This is a genomic window from Hoylesella pleuritidis (assembly GCF_963541955.1).
GTDB lineage: Bacteria > Bacteroidota > Bacteroidia > Bacteroidales > Bacteroidaceae > Prevotella > Prevotella pleuritidis.
On the sequence record NZ_CAUTUT010000009.1, the window covers coordinates 38,228 to 56,162 of the forward strand.

12 protein-coding genes are annotated in these 17,935 nt (G+C 47.0%); 5 read left to right on the plus strand and 7 right to left on the minus strand.

Going from position 1 to position 17,935, the window contains the following annotated elements:
• Positions 1–110 precede the first annotated feature (110 nt).
• Positions 111–2,210, plus strand: a complete 2,100-nt coding sequence (locus tag RWY97_RS05215; protein ID WP_314079487.1) for an HD family phosphohydrolase — start codon at positions 111–113, stop codon at positions 2,208–2,210.
• 157 nt (positions 2,211–2,367) lie between these two features.
• The gene (locus RWY97_RS05220; protein ID WP_315565926.1) at positions 2,368–3,888 is read left to right on the plus strand and encodes a hypothetical protein; all 1,521 of its coding nucleotides are present in this window, start codon (positions 2,368–2,370) and stop codon (positions 3,886–3,888) included.
• Positions 3,889–4,873: 985 nt separating this feature from the next.
• Here RWY97_RS05220 and priA read toward each other — a convergent pair.
• Positions 4,874–7,144 (minus strand): replication restart helicase PriA, encoded by a 2,271-nt coding sequence (gene priA / locus RWY97_RS05225; RefSeq protein WP_315565928.1) that lies wholly within the window; start codon positions 7,142–7,144, stop codon positions 4,874–4,876.
• An 82-nt stretch (positions 7,145–7,226) separates the two neighbouring features.
• On the opposite strand from priA, the gene RWY97_RS05230 reads away from it, so the two are divergent.
• Entirely contained in the window at positions 7,227–8,117 is an 891-nt protein-coding gene (locus RWY97_RS05230) for a hypothetical protein (RefSeq protein WP_315565929.1), read from the plus strand.
• A 405-nt stretch (positions 8,118–8,522) separates the two neighbouring features.
• Here RWY97_RS05230 and RWY97_RS05235 read toward each other — a convergent pair whose 3' ends face one another.
• The 6 genes from RWY97_RS05235 to RWY97_RS05260 all read right to left on the minus strand — a co-directional run bounded on the left by RWY97_RS05235 (position 8,523) and on the right by RWY97_RS05260 (position 15,182).
• A complete protein-coding gene (locus tag RWY97_RS05235) occupies positions 8,523–9,152 on the minus strand; it encodes a porin family protein (protein ID WP_315565931.1) in 630 nt (209 codons plus the stop codon).
• A gap of 237 nt (positions 9,153–9,389) precedes the next feature.
• Positions 9,390–10,424, minus strand: coding sequence for a type IX secretion system ring subunit PorN/GldN (gene porN, locus RWY97_RS05240; protein ID WP_039876303.1), 1,035 nt, complete (start codon positions 10,422–10,424; stop codon positions 9,390–9,392).
• Positions 10,425–10,468: 44 nt separating this feature from the next.
• On the minus strand, positions 10,469–12,019 hold the full coding sequence (gene porM / locus RWY97_RS05245; RefSeq protein WP_273174990.1) for a type IX secretion system motor protein PorM/GldM: 1,551 nt from the start codon (positions 12,017–12,019) through the stop codon (positions 10,469–10,471).
• A gap of 49 nt (positions 12,020–12,068) precedes the next feature.
• Positions 12,069–12,788: a type IX secretion system motor protein PorL/GldL gene (gene porL, locus RWY97_RS05250; RefSeq protein WP_315565934.1), complete on the minus strand. Its 720-nt coding sequence runs from the start codon at positions 12,786–12,788 to the stop codon at positions 12,069–12,071.
• Positions 12,785–14,236, minus strand: coding sequence for a T9SS ring complex lipoprotein PorK/GldK (porK, locus tag RWY97_RS05255; protein ID WP_315565998.1), 1,452 nt, complete (start codon positions 14,234–14,236; stop codon positions 12,785–12,787). The genes porL and porK overlap by 4 nt, the downstream gene beginning before the upstream one ends.
• Positions 14,237–14,243: 7 nt before the next feature.
• Positions 14,244–15,182: a PorP/SprF family type IX secretion system membrane protein gene (locus RWY97_RS05260; protein ID WP_315565936.1), complete on the minus strand. Its 939-nt coding sequence runs from the start codon at positions 15,180–15,182 to the stop codon at positions 14,244–14,246.
• 514 nt (positions 15,183–15,696) lie between these two features.
• Between RWY97_RS05260 and flxA the strand changes: the two genes are divergently transcribed.
• The gene (gene flxA / locus RWY97_RS05265; protein WP_315565938.1) at positions 15,697–17,211 is read left to right on the plus strand and encodes a flexirubin biosynthesis tyrosine ammonia-lyase FlxA; all 1,515 of its coding nucleotides are present in this window, start codon (positions 15,697–15,699) and stop codon (positions 17,209–17,211) included.
• Positions 17,208–17,933, plus strand: coding sequence for a flexirubin biosynthesis SDR family reductase FlxB (gene flxB, locus RWY97_RS05270; RefSeq protein ID WP_315565939.1), 726 nt, complete (start codon positions 17,208–17,210; stop codon positions 17,931–17,933). The genes flxA and flxB overlap by 4 nt, the downstream gene beginning before the upstream one ends.
• Positions 17,934–17,935 lie beyond the last annotated feature (2 nt).

The window sequence follows — 17,935 nt, forward strand, 5'->3', positions numbered from 1 at the left end:
TGTCAAAACGTGATCGATGCTTGATTTTTGTGCAAAATTACGATAAATATTCGAATATTGGCCGTTTTTTTCGTATTTTCGCAAGGTAAATCGGAGGAAGAAAACATATTATGAGGAAATTCAAATCATACAATAGCCGTTATTGGCACAGTCTACTCGCTCGCACAGGACTGATAATCGGCATCGTGGCCATCATTGTTTGGGTGCTGCCGAGAAAAGAAGAACTGCGTTTTCACTATGATATGGGCAAGCCGTGGATGTATAATTCCTTCATCGCTAAATTCGATTTCCCCATCTACAAGACTGATGAGGCGATCAAAGCAGAGCAAGATTCAATGCTCGCCGTGTTTCAACCATATTATAATTGCGACCCGACCGTGGAACGAAAACAAATCGGTAATTTCCTGAAAGATTTCAAATCAGGTATTCCCGGACTGTCCAACGACTATCTGACAGTCATTGTCGACAGACTGCACAGGCTCTATCAAGCCGGCATTATGGCCACACCCGACTACAATCACATCATCAAAGACTCGACAAATATGGTGCGTGTGGTCAACGGGAAGCAAGCTCAGAGCGTGCAAATCAATTGCATTTACTCCACGATGGCGGCTTATGAACGGTTGTTTTTGGATGAAAAGCTGGCTCCTCAACGGCAAATCTTGCAACGATGCAATCTCAACGACTATCTTACTCCTAATCTCACATATGACAAGACACGTAGCGAAGCCGAGCGAAACGACCTTCTCGGCAGCATTCCGATAGCAAGCGGTATGGTGATGAGCGGTCAGAAGATCATTGATCGGGGCGATATCGTCAACGATTATACCTATCGTGTACTCGCATCTTTTGAACGGGAGATGAAGCGAAGGAGTGCAACCTCGGAGGAAGTAACGATGACTCTAACCGGGCAAACCATCTTCGTGTCGGTGATGATGATTCTTTTCACGCTCTATCTGTCACTCTTTCGCAAGAATTATTTCGACAAGTCACACAGCATTTCGATGCTTTACGCCTTGATAACGATATTTCCCGTCATCGTGTCTTTAATGATGGAGCATAACATTCTGAGTGTTTACATCATCCCATTGGCCATTGTTCCGATGTTCATCGGTATCTTTATGGACTCTCGTACGGCATTTATCACACACGTAACGATGATTCTTATCTGTGCCACAGCTGTAAAATACCAATACGAATTTATTATCATCGAGATCGCAGCAGGCCTTGTCGTCATCTTTTCACTACGTGAGTTATCGAGCCGGGCACAAGTGTTCAAGACGGCATTCTTCGTTACTTTGGTCACATCTCTGGTCTTTTTTGCTCTTCAATTGATTCAAAGCAACGATCTTTCCAAGCTCGACAATACGATGTATATGCACTTTATGATCAACGGAGTGCTACTTCTGCTGGCCTATCCATTGATGTTTGTCATTGAGAAAACATTCGGATTCGTGTCCAGTGTCACATTGTTTGAGTTATCGAATACCAACCGCGGTATCCTCAGAGACCTCAGTGAAGTGGCTCCGGGCACGTTCCAACACTCTATAACTGTGGGTAATCTCGCGGCCGAAATTGCCAACCGGATCGGTGCCAACAGTCTACTTGTGCGTACGGGAGCACTCTACCACGACATTGGTAAGATGGCAAACCCTGTCTTTTTTACTGAAAATCAAGTGGGAATAGACCCTCATCGAGGGATGGATTACCGTGAAAGCGCCCGTATTATCGTGAGTCACGTCACCGAAGGAGTAAAGATGGCCGAGCAGGAAAACCTTCCTGCGATTATCAAAAACTTCATCTTGACACATCACGGTACCGGAATGGCGAAGTATTTTTACATCAAATACAAAAACGAACACCCCAATGAGGAGGTCGATAAAGCATTATTCTCTTATCCGGGACCCAATCCTTCCACACGAGAACAAGCTATTCTGATGATGTGCGACACCGTTGAGGCTGCCTCTCGATCGTTATCCGAATACACAGAAAACAGTATCAGTACGCTGGTTAACAAGTTAATAGACGGTCAAGTGGCCGAAGGCTTCTTCAAAGAATGCCCCATCACGTTCCGAGATATCGCCGTTGCCAAGCAGGTTGCCATCGAACGACTCAAGTCTATCTATCATACGCGTATCCAATATCCTGAATTGAAGAAAAAGAACGAGGTTGGAGAAGAAGCGGATGATAGACAAATAATGAGAGAATAACAGTTACATCAGAACTGAATGATTATTGCATAAATAGTAAAATTTGTGCAGTAATCATCTGTTTTATTGTTAATGAATCGTAATTAATAGCCTCCTATTGCAGTAATAAAGAACAATTATACTAACTTTGCGGCCAAATTATTACGAGTTTTTTAGTATGTATCAGTTAAAATTGGCCCTTATAGCTTCATTGATAACGGTATCTGGGACCTCAGTTTATGCCGGTGGCCTGCTCACCAACACCAACCATCATATTGCTTTCTTACGAAATCCGGCCCGAGACGGTGCTATCGGCATCGACGGAGTATACAGTAATCCGGCCGGAGTAGCTTTTCTCAATAAAGGATTTCATTTTGCTTTCAACGTGCAAAACGTTTATCAGACCCGCATTGTGCAGAGCGGCATCACCGTTCCGACACTGAAAGGCACACCGTATTACCAACCTTTCAAACTGAATGGCGGTAATGAGCAGGGCATTAAAGAGTTTGTGGGGAAAGCATCAGTACCCGCTCTCCCCTCATTTCAGGCTGCCTTGAATTACGACCGATGGGGATTCCAAATCGGATTTGCCCTCAACGGAGGTGGCGGAAAGTCTACTTACAACAATGGATTGGGCTCGTTCGAACGCCAGATTGCACTGATTCCCGCCCAACTTGCAGCCAGCGGACTAACATCCAATACACCCGGCTATTCCGTTAACAGCTATATTCAAGGGCAACAATATGTTTTCGGTGTACAATTGGGTGCTACTTACAAATTTACCGACCATCTGTCGGCCTATGCCGGAATGCGTTTCAATTACGTATATAATAAATACCAAGGCAGCATCACCGACATTTCAGCCAACATTGGCGGCCAAAACGTAAAGTTGCATTCCTACTTCGATGCCCGGGCAAAGGACTTTTCAAACAAAGCAGCAGCATTCAAAGCACAGGCCGAAGCTGCCACAGATCCAACAGTCAAAGCTAAATTGGCAGCTGCAGCAGCACAATATGAGGCAGGAGCAGCCAAGATGAACAAGACGAAAGACCAAGTAAAAGACCGTTATCTCGACTGTACGCAGACCGGATGGGGCATCACTCCCATCATCGGTATCGACTTCAAGTATGGCCGGTGGAATGTAGCCTCACGCTTAGAGTTCAACACTCATCTCAACATTGAGAACAATACGAAGCGCGATGATACCGGACTCTTCCGCAATGGAGTGAATACTCCCAACGATCTTCCGGGTCTTTGGACTCTCGGTGCACAGTATTCCATCCTGCCATCAGTACGTGTAATGGCCGGCTATCACTACTTCTTCGACAAAGGTGCGAGGATGGCAGACAACAAACAAAAGCTTTTGAAGCACAACACACAGGAGTTTTTGGCAGGTGCCGAATGGGATATCACCGAGCGAATACTTGTCAGTGCGGGTATGCAACGCACACAATACGGGCTGGGTGATGGCTCTTATCTCAGCGATATGAGTTTTGTAACAAGCAGTTATTCCATCGGTTTCGGTGCCAAATTCCGCATAATGAAGAATGCTTCGGTCAATGTAGCCTACTTCTGGACGAATTATGAGCACCTGAAAAAGGAATATCAGCAAACTTACTCGACGTTGACCGCTGTCAACACAGATGATTTCACACGCACCAATAAGGTGTTCGGCGTAGGTATTGACATAGATTTCTAATATAAAAAACAATAACAACTCTCTCTATTATTTATAGTGAGCCGTATTCACTTATCCGTGAGGAATCTGTGAATACGGTATTTTTTATGGATCAAAAGATTTCAGTCAGAAGTTGATTATATTTCAGACAGAAAGACAAAAGAATATAAATAAAAAGGAATTTATATATCGTTGATCTCTAATGACATACAAGTTCCTTTTCAATTAACTGTTACTTGCCGTGCAACTAACCATTAAACGTCGCGCATTTAACGGTATTTCGCAGGCTAATTAACGACCAAACGCATGATGATCAACCGTTAATTGCAATCTAAATCATATCTATTTGATTTTCAATAAGGTATAATTCTCATTTAATTCTTATTCCTTTATTTTCCCATTTGAATACCAATCAAAGAATGAGCAATTGGCAATTATCTATCGAACACAGTCTCCCAACTTTCTAACTTAGGGAGCTAAGGAGAATGGGCAGTTAGTAAATGTAATAAAAAACAGCTCTCGTTTGCTAAACGAAAGCTGTCCCATTATTTATAAAACCAATCTTTTCAAATCAGGGACGGAAATAAATCCGCCCATCATCTGTACTTGCCGCAGGGGTTACTACGGACAAAGCATACCTGAATATTATCCTAAACCTTTTACCTTTTCATTGCTCGGAACTGTTGCCTCACGGCATTTCTCCTCGCTGTCACTAACCTATGAGAGTATCCTTTATTACAATCTTAATGCTAACCTTAACCTAATACCTTTGTTATCCACTGAAATGCAATCTTCTACCTATGACTAATACCCTTGACTTTTTACCTTAACTAATACCTAACTCTCTATTTTTTTACCTATTGAATGTCTTTATTGACGGTGCAAAGATACGACGATTCTATCATATTCTTATCAAAAATGCAAAGCTTTTTACTTGAAAGATCATCTTTATTGACCTAAATCAAGCAGCCATTGTGCCCGCACACATAAAGCAGATAACTTGTAGTCACAAAGGGTCTACATCGTAATAGATTTGCAGACCGCCGTAATGCCGATCGTGGAGGAGAGCTTCTTGGACAGCGCGCAGGTAGCGACGCACCCAGGAAAGATCAATACCGCTTTCGAATTTGAGCACAATCTTGCGGATGTGAAGCGTTTTCACACGAGCCACGGCGGGCCTATCTGGTCCGAGAACACGGTCTTGAAAGCCTTGTCTGAGCCTGCTACCGAGTTCTTGTGCAGCTGTTTCTGCGACCTCTTCTTTGGTATGTCTCAATACGACATAGATGAGCCGGAAGAACGGCGGATAGCGAAACGTGCGGCGTTCGTCCATCAAGTCGGCATAAAACGATGCATAGTCGCCCGCCACTACTTGTCGAATGAGAGGCAAGTCGGGGTTCTTGGTCTGCAAAATCACACGCCCGCGCTCGCCTTTACGGCCAGCTCGCCCGCTGACTTGCGCCAACATCGTAAACGCATGTTCATTAGCACGGAAGTCGGGATAATTCAACAGCGCGTCGGCATTCAGTATTCCGACCACACTAACACGGTCGAAGTCAAGCCCTTTGCTTACCATCTGCGTACCGATGAGCACATTAGTGCGCCCCGACGAGAAGTCGCCGATGAGTCGTGCATAGGCATTTCGCGTGCGTGTTGTGTCGAGATCCATCCTGGCCACGCGTGCTTCGGGCAGCAACTCACGTATTTGGTCTTCCACTTTCTCGGTTCCGTAGCCACGCCCTCGCAGTTCGGTGCTGCCGCAGTTGGGGCAAACCGCAGGCACATGATACGTAAACCCGCAGTAATGGCACGTGAGTTGATTCATATTCTTATGCAATGTGAGAGCCACATCACAATTCGTGCAGTACGGAACCCATCCGCATACACGACATTCGACCATCGGCGCGAAGCCGCGACGGTTCTGGAAGAGAATCACTTGTTGTTCCCGGGCCAGCGATTGGCGCACAGCCGCCAACAATTGGGGCGAAAACGGGCCTGCCATCATCTTGCGCCGGGCCAAGTCTTTGATGTCAACCACCTCGATTTCAGGCATTGCCACATCGCGAAATCGCGTGTTGAGCGTAACCAATCCATACTTACCTTGCCGAGCATTTTCATAAGTTTCGGCCGCAGGTGTGGCTGTTCCGAGCAATGTTTTGGCGCCATAGAGCTGCGCCAAAACGATAGCTGCCGAGCGAGCATGGTATCGCGGAGCGGGCTCTTGCTGCTTAAACGAGGTCTCGTGTTCTTCATCCACGATGACGAGTCCTAAGTTTTGGAACGGCAAAAAGACAGCACTGCGAGCGCCGAGAATGATGTCATAGGGAGCATCGGAGATCTGTTTGCGCCATATCTCCACCCTTTCGGCGTCGCTATATTTGGAATGATAGATGCCGAGTCGATTACCGAAGACACGTTGCAGACGTGACATTATCTGTACGGTGAGGGCGATTTCGGGTAGCAAATACAGCACTTGCCGGTGCTCTTGCAGTGCACGGGCGATAAGATGGATGTATATTTCGGTCTTGCCACTGCCCGTAACGCCGTGCAAAAGCACCACATTCTTCTGCCGAAACTGCCGCAGTACGCTGTCGAAAGCCGTCTGCTGAGCCTCGCCCAAGAGCTTGATCTTGTCGAGATGAGATGCTCCCGCGTCGTTAAGTCGGCCCACTTCACGCTCGTATGTACACAGAAATCCACGCTCGGTGAGAGCTTTTATCACAGCCGATGTGCAATGGGCGACGTTCATCAGTTCCTCACGCGTCACCTCGGTGATACCTTCCGTGGGCGTGTCTGCCTGCAAACTGTCCCAGTGGGTAATGTTCAGAAAGTCGGCAAAAACCTTCCGTTGTTTCTCGGCTCGCGCTAAAGCATCCATCGCCACGTGCAAAGACCGCTCGTGCCGAAGCGTTTCAGCCAGTGTGACATACGTCTCGGTGCGCGGCCGGTAACCGTCTTCAGCCTTCAATCCCGACGGCAATGCGGCCTTGAAAATATCGCCGAGGGGCGCCATATAATAGTCGGAGATCCACTGCCAAAGCCTGTATTGCCGTTCGAGGAGCATCTCTTTATCATCAAGAACGCCGAGAATGTCGCGCACCTCAAAGTTTGGCTGATCGCGATGTACTCGTACTACAAGCGCCGTATAGGTTTTGGAGCGCCCCAATGGCACCACAACGCGCACGCCAAACCGCACTTGCGAGGTCAGCGTATCGGGCACCACGTAAGTGAAAACACCATCGAGCGGCAGCGGTAATATCACATCTGCGAAATTCATCACGTGCAAATTTACAGAAAAAAAAGCAGTTCCGAGGGATATTTTCCGTATATTTGCCACCATCATTTACGCCGATTCACCTATGAGAAGAATTCTTTTACCCTTGTCGATAACGGTCGCATCATTTGCTCTCGGGTATGGGCAAGGACGTCGGGCGGATGTTATCAAAGCGGGAGCAGATACCGCACAGACAGCCGAATATCGTCCGGTGGATAGCAATACGACAGATATCGCCCTGTCCAACATTTCTATCGGGCAGTGGGATACAACGCTTTTAGGATGGGACATACATATTTCTCAACTCTATCAAGGTGTGGCTTACAAGGACACGGACACCTGCTACCCTAACTATATGCGCTTTGTCAACCTTTCAAAAGATGGCAAAAAGCTCTTTACAGATTATCAAATCACATCCAAAAAGCTGTTAGGCAAGAGCTTTCATCCCTATTTAGCGTTCACATCTTTATCTTTATGGTATGCCACGACATCATCACTCTATTTCTATACAGGCTGTTGCGAGCCCGAAACGGACAATTGTGCAGAGTTCATTCTGGTCTTTTCGCGTGACGGAAAGATGCATCAGTATCCGCTTTTGAGTACATTAGACGGTTGTCTTGACGGTATTGCAATAGACGTTTCGACATTTTACATCTTATATGCAACCGAATTAAGCCAATCCTTTCCGAATCGTTCGGAAATCAAAAAGATATTAGACAAGTATTGTACACCCGCCTTTTCCGAGCAGATGGCTGCCCACACGCTGCGCAATAATCCTGCTTTTGGTGTACCGAAGTTCAATCCCCAATGGCTGAACAGTATTGAGATAGATACCATTTCAGGCTCATCGCCCATATGTAAAGTGTCTTACACCCGCATTCCCGGCAGCAAAAAGCGTGTGGTTGTCCGTCTTCCGTTGCAGCGGAAAACGGAAAACTGCTACCTCATCAGCGGTGTGAAGGAGAAGAAAAGATAAGAGAACGTGCTTGTCGGAACGACTTTTTCGTACAGAATCACTTTTAGTCACAATACGACTTGTATTCCACTGTATATCAAGCATATACAATCAACATTACGATTAACGTTTAAACATCGTGCGAAAAGCCGTTAAACGCAGTCCGTTTAACAGTTAATCGTATTGCGATTAACCGTCAGTTGCACGATAAGTAACCATTAATTGAAAAGAGATTTGTATATCATTGAATTTCAACAACATACAAATCCCTTTTTATTTATATTCTTAACGGATAAATAATGAACGGTGATGGATGAGTATTTGTATATTATCGTGAGGGCGGAACAACTCCTCAATCCACCCTCTCCAACTCTCCCGAAAGGGGAGAGAGAAGAGTTAGAAAGATTATCGACGATCAATCATCGGTTAGAAATAATACGCTGCACCTACTTGCCACGCGTGGTTGCGGGCTTTTATAGCATCGATGGTGTTATCGACCGTGGCCTCACCTGTCTTGCCACACGCTATATTGTAGTTCACTGAGACTTGAAGGTGATTAAGTAACATCACTCCTGCACCGGCGTTAATACTCAAATTGGAATTCTTGAAATGCCAATCTATTCGCTTACCGTCTATACTTTCATTCTTGTCTCCTACATTAAAGCCGAACTGCGGACCTGCATAGAACAACAGAGCAGCCATCTTGCTCAGTCCGATATTATACCGCAGGTTGATCGGAACGACAATTTGCTGCTGCTTAACAGTCTTCTCAAACGATGAGGTTTCTTTCAACTTGTCATTCGAAAGTTTAGTTTCGCGCTGATCATAGAGGGCTGCTGCATCGATGCCTATACCCACAACGGGAAGCGTAAACTTAACGGTCGGACCGAAATAGTAGCCCGTACGGTTGGAGGCTTTGAGCAAATCATTGTTCAAAGACATACTGCCGACGTTCAAACCGCCTTTAACACCGAACTGAACTTGTGCTTGAACAGGTACGGAAAGACCAAACATCAGCACTGCAACCAATGTAAATACTGCTGTGATTTTTTTCATATCTCTCTAAGTTTTAGGTTTTTGACTCCGCCTCGCAATGGTAAATCCCTATGCAAGACGCTTATTTGAAACGCAACAAAGATAAGAAGAAAATCTCTGACTCACTGAAAATTACAATAAAAAAAGGTTCTCTTGACACTTTTTGAGACACGTCAACACATCGATTACGACATAAAGTCCTTATCCATTATGACTGAGATGAGAAGCACCGAAATGTTTTTCGGGGAAAGATTGACATCAATGGCGCTCGCGACGAACGGAGACACGGGCAGGCGAAGCTGTCGAAGTTTTCTCCGACTTGGTACGACGGGCCTTGACAGTGGCCGTTGCCGAGCGGACACGCCGTCCTTTTTTGACAGTCGTCTTCTCCTTACCCGATGCGCTATTCTTAGCGATGCTGTCGGACATAGCCTTTCTTTGCGGATCGCCCCACATCCTTTGCTCAAACGCTTTCATCTCATTCTCGATGCGTTTCTGTTCTTTTGCCACCGCCGAATCTGTCTGACAAGTCTGTGCCAAAGTCTTTCCAAGCAGGTTATTAGTCTTATATATCTTGCCGCGATAGCGATGGGCGGTGAAGAAATCATCAAGTGTCATCACGGAAGCATTGTTAAGACTGCTCGCTGTTATCGTACGATTGACAAGGAACGGGGCCAGATCTGCATAGCGAACCCAGAATAATGGGTATTTGGTAGATGTCGAACCGAAGTCGTCTTCACGCTCCATTATCGGACAAAGTGCCAATACCTGCGTATGAAAAGTGGCCGAAGTCTGATCGTAAAAGGTGCTCTCCTTAATATAATAGCCTTTTACTTCGCGTGAGGGAATATCACTGTCGTCTAAGTGGATGCCCTTACCCACACGCTCGTAAAAGATATGATAGTTGTCAAGAAAGGCCAAAGGCTTAACACGCGAGCTGTCGGCGAAGACTTCATTGCCATCAAGTCGGTATTCGTAAGCAGGCACATTGCCGCTCAACACCAATTTGAAGAGATAGCAAAAGAGGTTCATCTGTCCACCCACCGGCTCCACGGGATAATACAATCCGGCGTTTAGTTCATCGTCAAGACGGATTTCTCGATAGATGTCTCGCCGCCAAACAACGTCCTCGGGCATCGTTTCCGCCACAGGAAAAGAGATTTGTGCGCGTGTGGTAAGGCGTTCGTTACGCTGTTTCCGGGCTGTTTGCTGCTCGCGACGACGGGCTTCGGGCTGAGCAAACAATGTCTGCACGAAAGTTGCGAGCAACAAGATTGCTATGAGTTTTTTCATCATTCTATTTTCATTTTATGGCTTGTCTGTTAAGCAAAGAAGACTTATTTTACAATCACTTCCATCGAGGCGGGCAGTCTACGGGTAATTCCATCAGGACCGACAGCCGTGATATGCGAGATGTAGAAGCGTCGGCCGCGTGCGAGTTTACGCAAAGCGTCACGCTGGCGGTCTGAAAACAGTGCACCGTTAGATGTCATAGGCACGGCATTGCCCATATTATCGAAGAAGACTGACTCAAAACCGGTTACCCGAAAGTCGATATCAAGGATACCGTCATCAATAGCAGCCTTGATGCCTTGCGCTCCGACAAGTGCGGCTTTATACAAAGTGCCACCCCGGAAACGGTCAGCACCGATTTGAATATAGGCTGTCGGGTCTGGTAACTTGCGTACGTGGAATGCGAAATGCCCCACTTCGCGAGCCCGATTGCCCTGTGTGGAGAGCACGGTAATGGTTACATCGCGCCCGACAGTTGTCGGATGCACGATAAAACGGCCCTTTTCGGCAGTTCGGAAACTGCTTCCCTCCACACGAATCGTCACATTCGAGAGCGGAACTCCGGGTATACTGACGCTTAACGGATTATCATAACCGGCGTAAAGAACGTTCATCAAGTCGGCAGAGACCGTCGCACTCGGTGCCACTACGGTATATTTCTGCACGAACGGACGACGAATGAACCCGCCATTGGTAGTCTGCATTGCGATGAATCCACCGAAACTGTGCTCTCCCACACTGCCTGTCGTAAAACGATAAAGGCCGCCCGGCAAGTTCATTCGGCGTCCGCCAATATAGATTTCAGGCTGACGCGTGGTGTCGACAGCCGCCATCACGATGCGTGCAGCAAACTGATCGCCACTCACCACAGTACGAGATTCGGGAATGACAAACGCTTGTAGCTTGTTGACTCGAATGTCTTTGATATCTATCTCAGCTACCAATGTGTGCAAAACTTCGCCTTCGGCATAACGAATATCGCTTTGCAGCTTGCTGAGTAACGTCACAGCGGCAGCCACAGGCATATCTTCAAACATATATTCAGCCCAGTTTCGCCCCATCGTATGTGCCTTTCGGGATAACCGAGTGGTAAGATTGCTTTCGATAACAGCCTTTTTCTGCGGGTCGGTCAGCATTGAAAGAATACGCTCCCGATAAGTATTGATGGCCTTGAAAAGGCGTTTTCCCTGTCCCGTTCCTGGTGCAAGCATCACCCGATTAGCTGCTTCGAGGTCTTCTTTATTGCGGATATTCCCAACGTCTGCATCCTTTCCGTCGGCCTCGCGCACGATTTTCTCTTTCAGACTTTGGACAAAATCGAAGAGCGAATCGCTCATTTCGCGCACCCGTGTGGCCTTGGTAAACCACACTTTGACTTTTGTCGGATTGGCCTTCAACTGTGATTCAAAGTCGCCGTAGATAGCTTTGTTCTCACGGGTAGCGTTGACCGTGGTGCGGTTGAGGCTGTCTTCGACAATCGAAAAGCCGTTGAGCACCTCCGTAGAGACATTCAAAGCCAACATCGCCATCAGTACAACGTACATCAGGTTAATCATTTTCTGACGAGGAGAGACCGGTCTTTTCTTGATTGCCATTATTGTTCGAGAATTAAACGGACGACTACACGTATGTTTATCTGCCACATTAAGGAGTATTGGAAGCCGTGACTCGCATATTCACTGTCATCGCTTCGATCATCCGATTATATATACCATTGAGTTGTTCGATATACTCCGCCATCTGCTTACTTTGTTCGTTGATACGATCGATGGTGCCGATCTGCTGACTGGCACTTTTGAGTTGCATCTCATAAACCTTACAAATGCCCGTTAAAGTACGGTTAAGATTTTCCATTTCCTCACTGTCGCGGGTGAGACGAGCACTCTGTTCGCCCACTTTCGATAACATTTCTGTAAGCCGTTGCAATGCATCTACATAGTCGGCCGTGGCTTCAGCTAACTCGGGCGACACTTCCTGCTGATGTGAAATCCACGTTTCGGCAGGACGCATAACCGTCTTTTGCGGTACGGGAGGCGTCTGCTGAACTACCGAAACGGGTATTTCCATATCCGTTTCGGATGCTTTCAGATATTCATCCGTGACGTGTACGGGAATGTCTCGGCCGTCGGCAGTCTTATCAAAAGGCCTATCGAAAGCCGAAATAAAGAACACACACACCTCCGTTCCCATCCCAATGAAGAGCATCAGATTAGCTCCGGGCAAATGAGTGAGCTTAAATAAGGTACCAAGAATCACTATCGAGGCCCCCCAACTATATGCATAGTTGAGGAAAGTCTGCCCCGGCACGCTATCCATCCACTTTTGCAGCCGATAGATTACATTGATTTTGCTGTATGAACTCATTTCTTTCCCTTTTTCGGTTTAATGCTAACGGTGTTCGCCAAGCTGCGAACGCAACGGAATCCGATGTACGAACGCGGCTGATTTTGATATTCCCACGAGCGCCACACACTGCGAATGAAGGTTTCAGGATCCTTCCACGACCCTCCGCGAACACTCTTTTTCTTCAATCGATAAGGATCTTCCTTAGCAGCATTATAAGTCAATTGCGGGTTCAAATCATTCATTGCGTCTACGCCCGAGGCCGTATAAACCGTACTGGTCCATTCTGCCACGTTGCCGGCCATATCATACAGCCCGTTACTGTTGGATGAATAGACTCCCACTTTACTTGTAATCAGATTGCCGTCTTTAGTATAATTGCCTCTGTCGGGTTTGAAATTGGCATAGAAACAGCCGTCGCCGGTCTTCACATCTTGTATCTCCCACGGAAACTCTTTGCCTTCTTTGCCTCGCGCGGCATACTCCCATTCAGCCTCGGTAGGCAACCGATAGCGCTGCACATAGCGTGCTTCGGGTCCTAATCCCTTTAAAAGGAACTCCGTTCTCCACGCACAAAAGGCATTGGCTTGCTCCCAAGTAACGCCCACAACAGGGTAATCGTTATAGGCAGGATTACTGAAATAGTTGCGCAAATAAATCTCATTGTCCGAGTTTTTGAAATCATTCACCCAGCAAGTCGTGTCGGGATAGACGTTCACGATATAAGTATTGAGGAAGTCCCACGGCCCGTTAAGTGGCCGATCGATGGTTTCCGAGACAATCCGACCATCTTCATCAACATACGCCGTGTCCTTAGATATCATCACCACTTCATCAGGATTCACTGCAATATCCGTATTCAGATTACGCTCTTCGGGCCGAATCCGATTGCGACGAAGCGCAGCAGAGGCATAATCATATATCTCATAGCGGAAGTTCAATTGCCGATAGTCCAACAACTTCTCGCCGGTTACAGGATTAGTTTCATACATACTATCAAAAGCTCGCTGTTCGTCTTCATTCGGTTTACGCGGCAACGACTTTTTCCAATTCACCCGCGGAGGCACAGGATTACCCTCCCGATCTTCCGTAATCATATAAGTCTCGTCTCCACCATACGCCGGATCGGCTAAGCGAGTACGTAAAATGCTGTCGCGTACCCACATTACGAACTGCTTATACTTGGCATTCGTCACCTCGGTTTCATCCATCCAAAAGCCGTCTACGGACACATCTTTCTGTGAAAGATCATTACCCCACAGACTGTCTTGCGTTTCCGGCCCCATCCGAAGATACCCGCGGTTGATGCGAGTCATCCCATACGGTGTGGGTTCGGGCATCACCCGACCACTCACTCCTACCACTTCACCGCCCCGAGAGCCCGAAGACGAGGACCGCGAGCCGAAACATCCTGTCAGAATGAAGGTCAGCGACAGGACACCGAGCATAATAATGCCTTTTATTTTCATCATTTTCTTAGAGTATTCTCACACTTTTATGTTTATTCTTCGCCTTTCCCGAGACATTGACAGGACATTGATAGCCCACAAAAAACTCGTGACTGCCATTACCGGGAGAGATTGTCGAGGTGTAAAGTTCATAACTATAACCCACTACAACACCGTGAAACGTACCGCCGACAAGACCCGTTACCGAGTTCATCGGACTGAAACCAATGCCCGCATACAGCATTTTCTTTTCGCGATGATAGACCAATCGGCCGGTCACATCTCCCCGATAACTCTTTCCATCAGTACGAGCCAGCAGCGAAGTCTTTATCTTCAAGAACGGATTTCGCAGTCCGATATTGTATCCGGCAGTGAAATAATACGTCCCGTCAATTCGCAAATCCGATTTCTCTCCGAGGCTGATCCGAGGTCGGTTGATATGTTGTGCCGAGAGGCCTGCATACCATTTGCGATGCATATAATACACACCGAGTGCGAAATCAAGCCCGTTTCCGCTCACTTTCTGTCCCGACAAAGCCGGATCTCCGCTGTCTTCTGCATCCGCTTTTGTGGCATCTAAGTCTTCATTCAGCAGTCCGGCTTGTATGCCGAAGCTCACAGTTCCGCTTCCGAAAGGCCGTTTATAAGCATATTGCATAGCCAATCGCCGGTGCGTATAGAACCCGATCTTCTCATCTGTCAGTTGCAATCCTGCCCCGTGTGCTCCCTTAGTAAAAGGCAAAGGAGCATCTCCTGCAACATAAATCGTACGTGGATTGTGTTTAAAACCTGCAAAGTCGAGCGCAAAAGCCCCTGACACGTTCAGCAACTGCTGTTTACCCACTGCGGCAGGATTGAACGACGGTTCCATATCAAAGTAGTGACTGAACGCCACATCATACTGCGCCCTTGCCTCTCCGACAGCAAGTGCCAGCAACATCCCTATGATTCCTACTCGTTTCAGCACATTGATAACAACGCCTTTTATTTCAATTTATTATATAAAAATCGGTTATCGAGTTTAATTATGTTTCAAATCATAAAGTTACTCCTCTCTTCTCGTAAGCCAGAATAAGTGTACTCACCCCGCTGAGCCCCCAAGTTAGAGGGATGGAGATCTGTAAACAGAGACTCATTTCGACCCGAACAGAAAAGCACAAGAATACAGATCAAAGCATCCCCATATCTCATTGACTATCAATAAGATGCAAAGTGCTTTCCAAATAACCGTTAATCGCCTTGCATTTAACCGTTAATTACCCGTCGTTTAACGGCTTTTCGCAAGATAATTAACCGTTAGTTGGAAAGCACATTACGATTTGCCGTTTTCCTTTTTCGGTATAACACCGATAAAAGTACTGAAAGATATTGGTATTTTAAAAATTAATCTCTACCTTTGCAATCAATTAGAACAAAGCTCTATCACGTCATATGGAGGGAGAAGAAAGATAGAGAGCTGCCGAGAGAATAGTCAGAAGAATATGAAAGAACGTGTGTTTTCCGTCAATTCGGTTCAAAGAAACCTTTTCTATGATGAAAAGGTAGTGCTTGATGACGGTATTTATCAAGATATCCGGCACTGTTACGATTTTCTGAAAACATTTGCCGAGGATCGGATTATCTACGGAATCAATACCGGATTTGGGCCAATGGCACAATGGCGAGTGGACAATCAAGACCTGAAAAATCTGCAATACAACATCATTCGCAGTCACGCCACGGGCGCAGGAGAGCCGCTTGAGGATGTATATGTCAAGGCATCGATGATCGCCCGAGTAGGAACTTTCGTCCAAGCACATTCCGGAATTCACCCGAGTGTGGTGGAAACGCTGGTCAAAATGATTAATGCGGGCATTTATCCATTCATTCCCCGCCACGGAAGTGTAGGTGCGAGCGGCGATCTTGTACAATTGGCCCACATCGCACTGACGTTGATCGGAGAGGGGAAAGTGCATTACCGGGGTACGTGGAGACCTACGGCAGAGGTGCTGAAAGAGAATGATATCAAGCCTATTCAGATTTATATCCGTGAAGGTTTGTCGGCTGTCAACGGCACAAGCGTGATGACCGGAATCAGTATTGTCAATCAAATCTATGCCGAAAAGCTATTGGATTGGTGCGTGATTTCAGCCGTTTGGATGAACGAAATAGCGGCTTCTTACGACGACTGGATGAACGAACGGCTCAACGTTTGTCGCCGGCACACCGGTCAGCAAGCAATGGCCGAACGGATGAGAGCCGTTGCACAGGGCAGTAAACGACTCGTAAAGCGCGAACACGAACTGTATGCGCAGGGCCGACATACGGAGAAAGTGTTCCGCGATAAGGTACAGGCGTACTACTCTCTACGGTGTACGCCGCAGATTCTTGGCCCTGTTTACGACACGTTGACTGCTGCCCATCAGGTCATCGACGAAGAGTTGAACTCTGCCTGTGATAATCCCGTCATCGATCCCGATACGAACAACGTTTATCACGGCGGCAATTTCCACGGCGATTACATATCGTTGGAAGAGGATAAAGTGAAGATTGCCGTGGTAAGACTTGCTATGACGACCGAGCGGCAACTAAATTATCTCTTCCACGACCGCATTAACGGCATCCTGCCTCCATTCTTAAACCTCGGTAAGTTAGGACTGAACTACGGAATGCAGGCCTGCCAATTCACAGCCACTTCTACCACGGCAGAGTGTCAGACACTGGCAATGCCCAACTATGTACACTCTATTCCCAACAACAACGACAATCAGGACATCGTAAGTATGGGCACGAACACCGCGCTATTATGCAAAGAAGTGATCGAAAATGCTTATCAAGTGATGGCCATTCAGATGATTGCGTTGGCACAGGCGACGGATTGTCTGGCCATTACCGACGATTTAGCACCCGCTACAAGAGCTATATATAATAAGGTAAGAGATATTTGTCCCAAGTTTGTTGAGGACACACCGTTCTACGAAGAAATAGCAAACGTAATAGAATACTTGAAAAAATGAAATATGCTTTGGTAACAGGCGGAAGCCGAGGAATCGGTCGGGCCGTCGCCATTCGATTGTCACAGGCTGGCATTCCCGTTGTAATCAACTATGTTCAGAATGAAACGGCAGTCACGGAAACAAAGGCCGAGATAGAGAAAGCGGGCGGACAAGCCGAGCTTTTACGTTTCGACGTGTCGCAACCGGAGGAAATCGAGCAGGCCATTAATGCGTGGGAAGATGCCCATCCTGATGATTTCATCGGCGTATTGGTGAACAATGCAGGCATCCGTCGTGATAACTTAATGATTTTTATGCAGAATGACGAGTGGCAAAAAGTGCTCGACACAACGCTCAACGGATTCTTCTACACCACGCGCCGACTATTAAAGCGGATGATGACAAAGCGTGACGGGCGCATCGTCAACATCTCGTCGCTCTCGGGATTGAAAGGATTACCTGGCCAGGTGAACTATTCGGCCTCGAAATCAGCGCTTATCGGCGCAACGAAAGCATTGGCGCAAGAGGTTGCTCCGCGTAAAATCACAGTCAACGCAGTAGCTCCCGGCTTTGTAGAAAGCGATATGACGAAAGACCTGAACGAGTCGGAACTTAAACGACTCGTGCCTGTCGGCCGTTTCGGTAAACCCGAAGAAGTGGCAGCTTTGGTCGCTTTCCTCGCCGGAGAAGAGGCGGCTTATATCACAGGACAAGTTATCGGCATTAACGGAGGAATGTATTGATA

Excerpts from the sequence above, each read along its gene's own strand:
- RWY97_RS05215 (WP_314079487.1), top strand. The coding sequence starts at position 111 with ATGAGGAAATTCAAATCATACAATAGCCGTTATTGGCACAGTCTACTC.
- RWY97_RS05220 (WP_315565926.1), top strand. The coding sequence starts at position 2,368 with ATGTATCAGTTAAAATTGGCCCTTATAGCTTCATTGATAACGGTATCT.
- priA (WP_315565928.1), bottom strand. The coding sequence starts at position 7,144 with ATGAATTTCGCAGATGTGATATTACCGCTGCCGCTCGATGGTGTTTTC.
- RWY97_RS05230 (WP_315565929.1), top strand. The coding sequence starts at position 7,227 with ATGAGAAGAATTCTTTTACCCTTGTCGATAACGGTCGCATCATTTGCT.
- RWY97_RS05235 (WP_315565931.1), bottom strand. The coding sequence starts at position 9,152 with ATGAAAAAAATCACAGCAGTATTTACATTGGTTGCAGTGCTGATGTTT.
- porN (WP_039876303.1), bottom strand. The coding sequence starts at position 10,424 with ATGAAAAAACTCATAGCAATCTTGTTGCTCGCAACTTTCGTGCAGACA.
- porM (WP_273174990.1), bottom strand. The coding sequence starts at position 12,019 with ATGGCAATCAAGAAAAGACCGGTCTCTCCTCGTCAGAAAATGATTAAC.
- porL (WP_315565934.1), bottom strand. The coding sequence starts at position 12,788 with ATGAGTTCATACAGCAAAATCAATGTAATCTATCGGCTGCAAAAGTGG.
- porK (WP_315565998.1), bottom strand. The coding sequence starts at position 14,236 with ATGAAAATAAAAGGCATTATTATGCTCGGTGTCCTGTCGCTGACCTTC.
- flxA (WP_315565938.1), top strand. The coding sequence starts at position 15,697 with ATGAAAGAACGTGTGTTTTCCGTCAATTCGGTTCAAAGAAACCTTTTC.
- flxB (WP_315565939.1), top strand. The coding sequence starts at position 17,208 with ATGAAATATGCTTTGGTAACAGGCGGAAGCCGAGGAATCGGTCGGGCC.